The organism is Pseudomonas sp. Pseusp10 (assembly GCF_059492225.1).
Genome location: NZ_CP168528.1, coordinates 2,318,059 through 2,328,893 on the forward strand (window position 1 = coordinate 2,318,059; position 10,835 = coordinate 2,328,893).

14 protein-coding genes are annotated in these 10,835 nt (G+C 61.1%); 12 read left to right on the forward strand and 2 right to left on the reverse strand.

Annotated elements, in window-relative coordinates:
- Positions 1-26 precede the first annotated feature (26 nt).
- The 7 genes from ACEN8Z_RS10385 to ACEN8Z_RS10415 all read left to right on the forward strand — a co-directional run bounded on the left by ACEN8Z_RS10385 (position 27) and on the right by ACEN8Z_RS10415 (position 5,631).
- A complete protein-coding gene (locus ACEN8Z_RS10385; RefSeq protein WP_495597563.1) occupies positions 27-1,157 on the forward strand; it encodes a protein-glutamate methylesterase/protein-glutamine glutaminase in 1,131 nt (376 codons plus the stop codon).
- Positions 1,157-1,897 (forward strand): flagellar motor protein, encoded by a 741-nt coding sequence (locus ACEN8Z_RS10390; RefSeq protein ID WP_442096860.1) that lies wholly within the window; start codon positions 1,157-1,159, stop codon positions 1,895-1,897. The genes ACEN8Z_RS10385 and ACEN8Z_RS10390 overlap by 1 nt, the downstream gene beginning before the upstream one ends.
- Positions 1,898-1,909: 12 nt before the next feature.
- Positions 1,910-2,800: a flagellar motor protein MotD gene (gene motD, locus ACEN8Z_RS10395; protein ID WP_008000388.1), complete on the forward strand. Its 891-nt coding sequence runs from the start codon at positions 1,910-1,912 to the stop codon at positions 2,798-2,800.
- Between the two features lie 43 nt (positions 2,801-2,843).
- Positions 2,844-3,632: a ParA family protein gene (locus tag ACEN8Z_RS10400; protein ID WP_115948140.1), complete on the forward strand. Its 789-nt coding sequence runs from the start codon at positions 2,844-2,846 to the stop codon at positions 3,630-3,632.
- Positions 3,633-3,758: 126 nt separating this feature from the next.
- Positions 3,759-4,679 carry a CheW domain-containing protein gene (locus ACEN8Z_RS10405; RefSeq protein ID WP_495597564.1) on the forward strand — a complete coding sequence of 307 codons (921 nt, stop codon included), beginning with the start codon at positions 3,759-3,761 and terminating at the stop codon, positions 4,677-4,679.
- Between the two features lie 73 nt (positions 4,680-4,752).
- A complete protein-coding gene (locus ACEN8Z_RS10410; protein ID WP_007980742.1) occupies positions 4,753-5,238 on the forward strand; it encodes a chemotaxis protein CheW in 486 nt (161 codons plus the stop codon).
- Complete coding sequence (locus tag ACEN8Z_RS10415) at positions 5,239-5,631, forward strand: DUF2802 domain-containing protein (RefSeq protein ID WP_495597565.1); 393 nt, start codon at positions 5,239-5,241, stop codon at positions 5,629-5,631. It begins immediately after the preceding gene.
- Between the two features lie 348 nt (positions 5,632-5,979).
- Here ACEN8Z_RS10415 and ACEN8Z_RS10420 read toward each other — a convergent pair whose 3' ends face one another.
- Positions 5,980-6,309: an EscU/YscU/HrcU family type III secretion system export apparatus switch protein gene (locus ACEN8Z_RS10420; RefSeq protein WP_495597566.1), complete on the reverse strand. Its 330-nt coding sequence runs from the start codon at positions 6,307-6,309 to the stop codon at positions 5,980-5,982.
- Positions 6,306-7,880 (reverse strand): flagellar hook-length control protein FliK, encoded by a 1,575-nt coding sequence (gene fliK, locus ACEN8Z_RS10425; protein ID WP_495597567.1) that lies wholly within the window; start codon positions 7,878-7,880, stop codon positions 6,306-6,308. The genes ACEN8Z_RS10420 and fliK overlap by 4 nt, the downstream gene beginning before the upstream one ends.
- Positions 7,881-8,079: 199 nt before the next feature.
- Between fliK and ccmA the strand changes: the two genes are divergently transcribed.
- The 5 genes from ccmA to ccmE all read left to right on the forward strand — a co-directional run bounded on the left by ccmA (position 8,080) and on the right by ccmE (position 10,834).
- A complete protein-coding gene (gene ccmA, locus ACEN8Z_RS10430) occupies positions 8,080-8,715 on the forward strand; it encodes a cytochrome c biogenesis heme-transporting ATPase CcmA (protein WP_007983328.1) in 636 nt (211 codons plus the stop codon).
- Positions 8,712-9,380, forward strand: coding sequence for a heme exporter protein CcmB (ccmB, locus tag ACEN8Z_RS10435; RefSeq protein ID WP_116263136.1), 669 nt, complete (start codon positions 8,712-8,714; stop codon positions 9,378-9,380). Before ccmA ends, ccmB begins: the two co-directional genes overlap by 4 nt.
- A gap of 73 nt (positions 9,381-9,453) precedes the next feature.
- Positions 9,454-10,209, forward strand: coding sequence for a heme ABC transporter permease (locus ACEN8Z_RS10440; RefSeq protein ID WP_008000403.1), 756 nt, complete (start codon positions 9,454-9,456; stop codon positions 10,207-10,209).
- Complete coding sequence (ccmD, locus tag ACEN8Z_RS10445) at positions 10,206-10,382, forward strand: heme exporter protein CcmD (RefSeq protein ID WP_007983322.1); 177 nt, start codon at positions 10,206-10,208, stop codon at positions 10,380-10,382. Before ACEN8Z_RS10440 ends, ccmD begins: the two co-directional genes overlap by 4 nt.
- A complete protein-coding gene (gene ccmE / locus ACEN8Z_RS10450) occupies positions 10,379-10,834 on the forward strand; it encodes a cytochrome c maturation protein CcmE (protein ID WP_008000405.1) in 456 nt (151 codons plus the stop codon). Before ccmD ends, ccmE begins: the two co-directional genes overlap by 4 nt.
- The last annotated feature ends 1 nt before the right edge of the window (position 10,835 follow it).

Sequence of the window (10,835 nt, forward strand, 5' to 3'; positions counted from 1 at the left end):
GCCTCGCTCCATCTAATGGAGTGTTTATGGCAGTCAAAGTCCTGGTGGTGGACGATTCGGGGTTTTTCCGCCGCCGCGTCTCGGAAATTCTTTCAGCGGATTCGAATATCCAGGTCGTCGGCACGGCGACCAACGGCAAAGAGGCGATTGATCAGGCGCTGGCCCTCAAGCCCGACGTGATCACCATGGACTACGAGATGCCGATGATGGACGGCATCACCGCCGTGCGGCACATCATGCAGCGCTGCCCGACCCCGGTCCTGATGTTCTCCTCGCTGACCCACGAAGGCGCCCGCGTCACTCTCGATGCGCTGGATGCCGGTGCGGTGGACTTCCTGCCGAAGAATTTCGAAGACATCTCGCGCAACCCCGAGAAGGTCAAGCAACTGCTGTGCGAGAAGATTCTGAGCATCTCGCGCAGTAATCGTCGTGTCAGTCACTACAGCGCTCCGGCGCCTGTCGCTGCGCCAGCCCCGACGCCTGCGCCTTCGAGCGTGGGCAGCTTTGGCAGCAGTGCCCACGTGCGTCCGGTACCGGCACCGACCCCTGCGCGCGCGCATGCGGCCGCCCCTTCGTCGCCCGCGCCGAAACGCAAAAACTACAAACTGGTGGCCATCGGTACGTCCACCGGCGGCCCGGTTGCCCTGCAACGGGTATTGACCCAATTGCCGGCCAACTTCCCGGCCCCGATCGTGCTGGTTCAACATATGCCGGCCGCCTTCACCAAGGCCTTCGCCGAGCGCCTGGACAAGCTCTGCCGTATCAGTGTCAAGGAAGCCGAGGATGGTGACATCCTGCGTCCGGGCCTGGCGTTGCTGGCACCGGGTGGCAAGCAAATGATGATCGACGGCCGCGGCGCAGTGAAAATCCTCCCGGGTGACGAGCGTCTCAATTACAAGCCGTGCGTGGACATCACATTCGGTTCGGCAGCCAAGTCTTACGGTGACAAAGTTCTGGCGGTCGTCCTGACCGGCATGGGTGCCGATGGCCGTGAAGGCGCGCGCCTGCTCAAGCAGGGCGGCAGTTCGATCTGGGCGCAGGACGAAGCCAGTTGCGTGATCTACGGCATGCCGATGGCCATCGTCAAAGCTGAGCTCGCCGACGCGGTGTACAGCCTGGACGACATCGGCAAGCACCTGGTCGAGGCCTGTATCTGATGGATGTTCTAAGCCTGATCGGCATCATCATGGCCTTTGTCGCCATCATCGGCGGCAACTACCTTGAAGGCGGTCATCTGGGCGCCCTGGCCAACGGCCCGGCAGCACTGATCGTGCTCGGCGGCACCATTGGCGCGGCGCTGCTGCAATCGCCGATGAGCGCCTTCAAGCGTGCCATGCAGATCCTCGCCTGGATCCTGTTTCCGCCCCGTGTCGACCTGGCTGGTGGCATCGACCGCGTGGTGAACTGGAGCCTGACGGCACGTAAGGAAGGCCTGCTCGGCCTGGAAAGTATCGCCGACGCCGAACCCGACAACTACGCGCGCAAAGGCCTGCAATTGCTGGTGGATGGCGCCGAGCCGGAAGCGATCCGCAGCATTCTGGAAGTGGATTTCTACACCCAGGAAGCCCGCGACATCGAAGCCGCCAAGGTCTTTGAAAGCATGGGCGGCTATGCGCCGACCATCGGTATCATCGGTGCGGTGATGGGCCTGATTCACGTCATGGGTAACCTGGGTGATCCGTCGCAACTGGGTAACGGTATCGCCGTCGCCTTCGTTGCCACCATCTACGGCGTGGCCAGTGCCAACCTGGTGCTGCTGCCGATTGCCGCCAAACTCAAATCCATCGCGTTGCGCCAGTCGCGGTATCGCGAAATGTTGCTGGAAGGGATCCTGTCGATCGCCGAAGGTGAAAACCCTCGCTCCATTGAGTTGAAGCTTCAGGGCTTCATGGATTAAGGGACTAGGCTCATGGCACGTCGTCGCCAGCATGAAGAACACGTCAACCACGAGCGCTGGCTGGTGTCCTACGCGGACTTCATTACCTTGCTGTTCGCCTTTTTCGTGGTGATGTACTCGATTTCGTCGATCAACGAAGGCAAGTACAAGGTCATTTCCGAAGCGCTGATCGGCGTCTTCACCGATTCCGATCGCGCGCTCAAGCCGATCCCCATCGGTGACGAGCGGCCGAAGACCGTGACCCCGGCCAAGCCGTTGGTCAAGGACAGTGACCAGGTCGATGCCGGTGTCGCTGGCGCCAGCGATCCGCTGAAAAGCATCGCCGACGACATCAGCGCGGCGTTCGGTGACCTGATCAGCTCCAATCAGATGACCGTGCGCGGCAACGAACTGTGGGTCGAGATCGAGCTCAATTCCAGCCTGTTGTTCGGCAGCGGCGATGCCATGCCCAGCGACATCGCATTCAACATCATCGACAAGGTCGCCGCGATCCTGAAGCCGTTTGACAACCCGATTCATGTCGAAGGTTTCACCGACGATCAACCGATCCGCACCGCGCAGTATCCCACCAACTGGGAACTGTCCTCGGCCCGCTCGGCCAGCATTGTGCGCATGCTGGCGATGCAAGGGGTGAACCCCGGTCGCCTGGCTTCGGTGGGCTACGGCGAGTTTCAGCCGGTGGCCAACAATGCCACCGCTGAAGGTCGCGCCCGCAACCGTCGCGTGGTGTTGGTGGTGTCGCGCAACCTCGATGTTCGCCGCAGCCTGACCGGCACCGGAACCGCCCATGCGCAACCGGATGCCGCATTGAAGCGTGCTGGCACACAAACTGCACCGACCCCGGTCAAGTCGCCGGTACGAGAGAGCGCCGTCAATTCTCCGTCACCCGCATTAACACGTTGAGCTATTTCTCGGCCGATCCGTGCGGCCGGGAGGAACAATCCGAATGAGAGTCTGGGCAGTCGCCAATCAAAAGGGTGGTGTTGGTAAAACCACTTCCTCCATCGCTTTAGCCGGTTTACTGGCGGAGGCGGGCAAGCGCGTGGTCGTGGTCGACCTCGACCCCCACGGCTCCATGACCAGCTACTTCGGCTACGATCCGGACAGCCTGGAACACAGCAACTACGACCTATTCCTGCACAAGGGCAACGTGCCGCAAGGCCTGCCGGGTCAACTGCTGCTGTCGACCAGCGACGAACGCATTTCCCTGTTGCCGTCCAGCACCGCGCTGGCCACTCTTGAGCGCCAGTCGCCCGGGCAGAGTGGCTTGGGCCTGGTGATTGCCAAGAGCCTGGCGCAACTGTGGCAGGACTTCGATTACGCCGTGATCGACAGCCCACCCTTGCTCGGCGTGCTGATGGTCAATGCCTTGGCGGCGAGCCAGCAACTGGTGATTCCGGTGCAGACCGAACACCTGGCAGTCAAAGGCCTTGAGCGCATGGTCAACACCCTGGCGATGATCAACCGCTCGCGCAAACAGGCGTTGCCCTTCACCATCGTGCCGACACTGTTTGACCGCCGCACCCAGGCGTCCCTCGGGACGTTGCGCGTGCTGCGCGACAAATTCCCCGACGAAATCTGGCAGGGCTACATCCCGGTGGACACGCGTCTGCGTGATGCCAGCCGTGCCGGGCTGACGCCTTCGCAGTTCGACGGCAAGAGCCGTGGTGTTCTGGCTTATCGCGCATTGCTCAAGCACCTGTTGGCGGCACAACTTGTTCCGCAGGTGGCGTGATATGAGCCCATTTCCTGTAGGAGCGAGCTTGCTCGCGATGGACGATAACGATAACTCGGGCTGTCTGGATGACCGCGTTCTGCGACAGTTTTTCGCGAGCAAGCTCGCTCCTACAGGTGAGCGCTCATGAACCGGCCGTTAAAGACCACATCGCGCCCGCAATTGGCGTTGCAGTCGTATCTGGACAGCCTGCTGCAGGAAGTGACCGAAGAGTTGACGCTGCCCCAGGAGGAAGTGGCCGAGGAGATCGCCGCCGAAGCGGTGCTGGACGAATTCCAGGCAGCGGTGCTCGAAGAGCAGGCCCGTGATGCCGCGGCGGCCGCGCCGGTGCCGGCATCCGTAGCGCCAGTGTTCAAGGCGCCGGTGATCGAAGCCCCGGCGCCAGTCATGGCGTCCGTTTCGACCATCGCTCCGCTGCTGCAAGCCTTGGTACTGCCACCTGTTGAAGCGCAGCCAGTCGCTGTCGAAGTGCCGCAAACCCTGGTACCGCCAGTCGTCGAAGTGCATCTGCCGCCCGCGAACACGCCGCCACCGGTGGAAACCGACGGTCGTCCGTCCTGGGCCGCCGAGCCTTTCGAATGCCTGCTGTTCGATGTCGCCGGATTGACCCTGGCGGTGCCGCTGGTGTGCCTGGGGTCGATTTACTCCCTGGCCGGTCACGAGCTGACGCCGTTGTTCGGCCAGCCGGAATGGTTCCTGGGCATCCTGCCGAGCCAGGCCGGCAACCTCAAGGTGCTCGATACCGCGCGCTGGGTTATGCCCGACCGTTACCGCGACGATTTCAAGCAGGGTCTGCAATACGTGATTTCGGTCCAGGGCTATGAATGGGGCCTGGCGGTGCATCAGGTCAGCCGCTCGTTGCGTCTGGACCCGAATGAAATCAAATGGAGAAGTCACCGGGGTCAGCGGCCATGGCTCGCCGGCACGGTGATTGAACACATGTGCGCCTTGCTCGACGTCGCCTCACTGGCCGAGTTGATCGCCAGTGGCGGGGCAAAGCACATGTCCGGCAGCAAGCCGAACCACAAACCGACAAACAATAGATAAACAACAGGCGACGTCACTCGATGGCGTTGCACGGAACACACACCGCCAGGGCGGTTTCTTGAGGGGTCAGGGTATGAATGACAAGGCAACGGCGGCAAAAGGTTCCGAAGATCCGATCCTGCAATGGGTCACCTTCAAGCTGGACAACGAGACCTACGGCATCAACGTGATGCGCGTTCAGGAAGTCCTGCGTTACACCGAAATCGCCCCGGTCCCGGGTGCCCCCAGCTACGTGCTGGGCATCATCAACCTGCGCGGCAACGTCGTCACCGTGATCGACACCCGTCAGCGCTTCGGCCTGATGAATGCCGAGATCAGCGACAACACCCGTATCGTCATCATCGAAGCCGACAAGCAGGTTGTCGGGATTATGGTCGACAGCGTGGCCGAAGTGGTTTACCTGCGTCAGTCGGAAATCGAAACCGCGCCGAACGTGGGTAACGAAGAGTCCGCCAAGTTCATTCAAGGCGTGTGCAACAAGAACAACGAACTGCTCATCCTGGTCGAGCTGGACAAGATGATGAGCGAAGAAGAATGGTCGGAACTGGAGAGTATCTGATTGATTCTCGAGGTTGCGGTCATTGTCCTGTTCCTGTTCTGGGCAGGCACGCTGGCTATGTTCCTGGCGTACATTCGCGGTCAAAAGCAGATCGCCGCACAACAGGCCCAGGGTGATGCATTGCGTGATCAGCGCATCAAGGACCTGGGCAAGCGCGTCAAGGACTACCAGAACGGCAACGTGCGCATGGGCGAAGACCTGCATGAACTGCGCGCGATCGTTGCGCCGTTGCCGGACAAGCTGGCTCAGATGGAACAACGCGATCCTACAAGTCTGTCGTTTGCCCAGGCGGCGCGACTGGTCGGGATGGGCGCCAGCGTCGACGAACTGACCCAGTCCTGCGGCTTGACCCAGGCTGAGGCGGAGTTGATGAGCAAGCTTCACAAGAACTAGTTACCTGTAGGAGCGAGCCTGCTCGCGATGGACATCAACGATTGCGCGGGCTGTCTGAATGACCGCGTCGCACTTGAGTTCATCGCGAGCAGGCTCGCTCCTACAGTGGTTCTATGTCGTACACAGAACATGTGTTCACCGAAGATCAACTGTAGGAGCGAGCTTGCTCGCGATGGACGTCAACGATGACGCGGGCCTCCTGGAGAAGCGCGGCGCTCATGCCTCCATCGTCGGAACGCCGCCCGGAGCAAGCCCGCTCCCACAGTAGTTGTATTTCGTACACGAAAGACGTGTTCACTGAAGATCCAATGTGGGAGCGGGCTCGCTCGCGAAGGCGTCTTCAAATCCTCAGTAGTCTTCCCCGTGCTCGGTAATGACCTTCTCGACCATCAGCGCATCCGGATCTTGTCCCTTCGGAAACTTGCCCTTCAGATTCCACGCAAACGCGATGATCTCGGCGATCGTCAGATAGAGCTCCTGCGGAATGCTATCCCCCAGCTCCATTCGCGCCAACAGTCTCACCAGCTCGGCATTTTCATAGATCGGAACTTCGCAGTCGCGGGCGATCCGCAGGATTTCTTCCGCCAGTTCTTCGTCGCCCTTGGCGGTGAGGGTGGGAGCGTGGGTGCCGTCGTATTTGAGGGCGATGGCCTGGCGTGGGGCATTGGGTTTTTTCATGCGGTTTCGTCGACCCAGCGTTGTTCGAGGCGGGTTTGTGGGCCTTGGGGCGGTGTGCCGAGGTGGCAATCCAGGTCGCCGACGTTCAGGCCGGCGGACAGCAGGCGATCACGCAGCCCGGCCAGATTGCTTTCGATCAGGCTGGCGGTGTACGGCCGTTCGGCCCAGAGCTTGCTGGAGAGGCTGCCTTTGATCAACTGCGCCTGGATTTGCAGCGGCCCCAAAGGCTCCATGGCGAAGGCCAGTTCCACACGCCACAGCTGTTGCTTGGGTTCGCGCTCTTCGCGGCGCTCCTTTGGTTGTTGTTTTTCGGGTGCGTCTTCGCGCTGGAACTTGACCTGCAAGGGCACGATGTCCTGGAGATTGCGCATCGGGATTTCCAGCTGCCAGGTGCTCATCAGCCGTCCGTCGGCGGTGACGCCGGTTTGTTCCAGGCTCGACAGCTGATGGCTTTGCAGGCGCGAAACTGCGGCGGCAGCCAGGCGAAGCAGGTGTTCGAGGTCGTTTTCACTGTTGGCGCTTTGCAACTGGCGTTCGGGTAGCGGGAAGCCGGTCGGCGACGGTTTGGCACTGACCTGACCGAGCATGCCCAGGGCATTGCGGACGAAATTCGGCATGGCCTGGGCCAGGGTGTTGGCGGCGATGATCGCGCCGAGGCTGGTGCTGGCCGGCAAGCCCTGACTCAATTGCGCAACCAGTTTCAGCAGATCGCCTTTCATGTCCGGTGCGAGCGTCGGGTTTTGCCCGTTCAGCAGTTTGCTTTCGAGGAACGCACCACTGCTGGCCAGCGCCAGGGCCAGGCCCTTGGGGGTGCTTAGTTGCTGGACATCCGGCACGCCGGCGAGCAACCGGGCAGCGGCGCTGCGCAATTCGGCAGAGGTCCGGTCCGAGGCCGGAAGGTTCTGCAGGAGCTTGAGCAAGCCATCCAGCGAGCCCTGGCGGCTTTGCTGGTCGACCAGTTGCCGGGTTACTGCCAGTTGTTCCTGGCGGCTGCTCAGTGGCACGAATTTCAATGTCTGGCTGTCTTGCACCTGCGCGCTCAACAAGGTGCCGATGCGCAAGGGTTGCGGACTGTCGATGCTCAGGGTGCTGCCGCTCAGTGCGCTGTTGAGCAGGCTCACCATCGAGCGAAACACCATGGGCTGGCCGGGCACTTGCGGCAGCACTTGCGAAGTCAGCACCTTGCCCTGCAGCAGGGTGCCGACGGGCAATTGCGCGGTGTCGAGGCGGCTGAGGGTGGCGACGCTGGAGGCAATGGCCTGTTGCACCGTCACGGCCAGATTGCCGGCCGAGGGTTGGGTGACGAATAGCGTAGTGCCTTGGGTCAGCGGTTGATTGCTGGTGGTCTGGACGGTGGTCTGGCGGCCGCTGTCGAGGGTGACCTTGAGCAGCATCTGGAAAGTCTGATCCGCCTGCTTGAGCGACAACACTTCAGCCTGAGCGGTTTGACCGACGCTGATCAGCCCCTCTACCGGCGTCAGCAACTTGAGCAACTCACCGCTGACCACCTGCGGGCGTGAGGGCGCCGGGAGGGTTTGCGGTAGCGGGAGGATGTTCATTTCGCCTGTCATACGCGGTCACAACCTGAGGAAAATGCACTCTTTAGAGTAGGGCCTGGCATGTATAATGCCGCGCCGTTGTATCCAAAAATGGCGAAAACTTTGCAATTGTTTGACGCAGCTCTCTAGTACAAGACGTCATTGCATCTATGCTGCATCTCTTTAACGGCCGCGCCAGTGCCGACTTGAACCGTATAAGGCCCGTGAACCCTTGACCAGTCCTGTCCTGCAAACCGTTGCCCTTGCCTGTGAGCGAGACTTGCGGCTGCTCTTCGAAAATCTCGATTTGAGACTGGCCAGTGGCGAAATGGTGCAAATCAGCGGCCCCAATGGCAGTGGCAAGACAAGCCTGTTGCGCCTGCTCTCGGGGCTGATGCACCCGACCGCCGGTCAAGTGCTGCTCAATGGCCAGCCACTGAACGAGCAACGCGGCGAACTGGCGCGCAACCTGCTGTGGATCGGCCACGCTGCCGGGATCAAGGATTTGCTGACGCCGGAAGAGAATCTGAGCTGGCTGTGTGCCTTGCATCACCCGGCGACCCATGAGGCGATCTGGCAAGCGCTGGCCGCAGTAGGCCTGCGTGGTTTCGAGGATGTTCCCTGTCACACCCTGTCCGCGGGCCAGCAGCGTCGCGTTGCCTTGGCGCGCTTGTACCTGGACAGCCCGCCGCTGTGGATCCTCGATGAACCCTTTACCGCCCTCGACAAGCAGGGTGTGGCACAACTCGAAGAACACCTGGCCGGCCACTGCGAACGCGGTGGCATGGTGGTGTTGACCACTCACCACACGCTGAGCCGGATGCCGGCCGGTTATCGCGACATCGATCTGGGGAGCTGGGCCGTATGAGTGTTTTCGGCCTGTTGGTCGCCCGCGAGGCGCGTCTGCTGTTCCGCCGTCCGGCGGAGCTGGCCAATCCGCTGGTGTTCTTTGCCATCGTCGTTTCGCTGTTCCCGTTGGCAGTCGGTCCCGAGTCTCAATTGTTGCAAACCTTGTCCCCGGGGTTGGTCTGGGTGGCGGCACTTTTATCGGTTCTGCTCTCGCTGGACGGGCTTTTCCGCAGTGATTTCGAAGATGGATCGCTCGAGCAGTGGGTCCTTTCGCCGCACCCCCTGCCTCTTCTGGTTTTGGCCAAGGTGCTGGCACACTGGGCCTTTTCCGGCCTGGCACTGGTTTTGCTCGCACCTTTGTTGGCGTTGATGCTCGGTTTGCCTGCCGCCTGTCTGCCGGTGTTGCTGCTTTCGTTGTTGCTCGGTACACCGGTACTGAGCCTGCTCGGTGCAGTGGGTGCGGCGCTGACCGTGGGCTTGAAGCGCGGTGGCCTGCTGCTGGCACTGCTGATTCTGCCGTTGTACATCCCGGTGTTGATCCTTGGCAGTGGCGCCTTGCAGGCTGCCTTGCAGGGCATGCCGGCGACCGGTTATCTCCTGTGGCTTGGCAGCCTGGCCGCCCTGGCGATAACCCTGACACCTTTTGCAATAGCTGCTGGCCTGAAGATCAGCGTCGGCGAATAATGAGGTCTGGTTATTTTTTAACCAGTAAAGACCCAGGCTCTTCACAGTAAAGAGCAACCGTGATGGAAACAGTATGAACTGGACGTGGTTTCACAAGCTCGGCTCGCCCAAATGGTTTTACGGCATCAGCGGCAAAATGCTGCCCTGGCTGAGCGTCGCGGCGTTGCTGCTGATCAGCGTTGGCGTGGTCTGGGGCCTGGCCTTCGCACCGCCGGACTACCAGCAGGGCAACAGCTTCCGCATCATCTATATCCACGTTCCGGCCGCCATGCTGGCGCAGTCCATCTACGTGATGCTGGCCGTGTGCGGCATCGTCGGGCTGGTATGGAAGATGAAACTGGCCGACGTCGCCCTGCAATGCGCCGCACCGATTGGCGCCTGGATGACCGCCGTAGCGCTGGTCACAGGGGCGATCTGGGGCAAGCCGACCTGGGGCTCGTGGTGGGTCTGGGATGCACGCCTGACGTCCATGCTTATCCTGCTTTTCCTGTACTTCGGTCTCATTGCACTGGGCAACGCGATCAGCAATCGTGACAGCGCGGCCAAGGCCTGTGCGGTGCTGGCGATCGTCGGCGTGATCAATATCCCGATCATCAAGTACTCGGTGGAGTGGTGGAACACCCTGCACCAGGGCGCAACCTTCACCCTCACCGAAAAACCGGCAATGCCTGCCGAGATGTGGCTGCCACTTCTGCTGACGGTGTTGGGTTTCTACTGTTTCTTCGGCGCGGTCCTGCTGCTGCGCATGCGTCTTGAAGTGCTCAAGCGCGAAGCCCGGGCCAGTTGGGTCAAGGCAGAAGTGGAAAACAGCCTGGAGGTCGCTCGATGAGTTTTGCTTCATTCGGCGACTTCATCGCCATGGGTCATCATGGCCTGTATGTCTGGTCAGCCTATGGCATTTGCCTGACGGTGTTGGCCCTCAACGTGGCGGCGCCGATCCTGGCCCGCAAGCGGTATCTGCAACAAGAGGCGCGTCGTCTGCGCCGGGAGAACGGCAAGTGAATCCGCTGCGCAAAAAGCGTCTTACCATCATTCTCGCGATCCTGGTCGGGGTCGGCGCAGCCGTCGGCCTGGCCCTGAGCGCCCTGCAGCAGAACATCAATCTGTTTTACACACCCACCCAGATCGCCAACGGCGAAGCGCCACAAGACACGCGCATTCGCGCCGGCGGCATGGTCGAGAAGGGCTCGCTGGAGCGTTCCAGCGACTCCCTGGATGTGAAATTCGTCGTCACCGACTTTAATAAATCCGTGACCATCACCTATCGCGGCATCCTGCCGGACCTGTTCCGTGAAGGGCAGGGCATAGTCGCCCTGGGCAAGCTCAATGCCGATGGCGTGGTGGTGGCCGATGAAGTGCTGGCCAAGCACGATGAAAAGTACATGCCGCCGGAAGTGACCAAGGCGTTGAAAGACAGCGGTCAATCGGCTCCAACGCCCGCGAAGGAGGGTTGAT

Coding starts and splice junctions, on each gene's coding strand:
- ccmB (WP_116263136.1), top strand. CDS start 8,712: ATGAGTGTTTTCGGCCTGTTGGTCGCCCGCGAGGCGCGTCTGCTGTTC.
- fliK (WP_495597567.1), bottom strand. CDS start 7,880: ATGACAGGCGAAATGAACATCCTCCCGCTACCGCAAACCCTCCCGGCG.
- ACEN8Z_RS10400 (WP_115948140.1), top strand. CDS start 2,844: ATGAGAGTCTGGGCAGTCGCCAATCAAAAGGGTGGTGTTGGTAAAACC.
- ACEN8Z_RS10420 (WP_495597566.1), bottom strand. CDS start 6,309: ATGAAAAAACCCAATGCCCCACGCCAGGCCATCGCCCTCAAATACGAC.
- ACEN8Z_RS10410 (WP_007980742.1), top strand. CDS start 4,753: ATGAATGACAAGGCAACGGCGGCAAAAGGTTCCGAAGATCCGATCCTG.
- ACEN8Z_RS10385 (WP_495597563.1), top strand. CDS start 27: ATGGCAGTCAAAGTCCTGGTGGTGGACGATTCGGGGTTTTTCCGCCGC.
- ACEN8Z_RS10390 (WP_442096860.1), top strand. CDS start 1,157: ATGGATGTTCTAAGCCTGATCGGCATCATCATGGCCTTTGTCGCCATC.
- ACEN8Z_RS10440 (WP_008000403.1), top strand. CDS start 9,454: ATGAACTGGACGTGGTTTCACAAGCTCGGCTCGCCCAAATGGTTTTAC.
- ccmD (WP_007983322.1), top strand. CDS start 10,206: ATGAGTTTTGCTTCATTCGGCGACTTCATCGCCATGGGTCATCATGGC.
- ACEN8Z_RS10405 (WP_495597564.1), top strand. CDS start 3,759: ATGAACCGGCCGTTAAAGACCACATCGCGCCCGCAATTGGCGTTGCAG.
- motD (WP_008000388.1), top strand. CDS start 1,910: ATGGCACGTCGTCGCCAGCATGAAGAACACGTCAACCACGAGCGCTGG.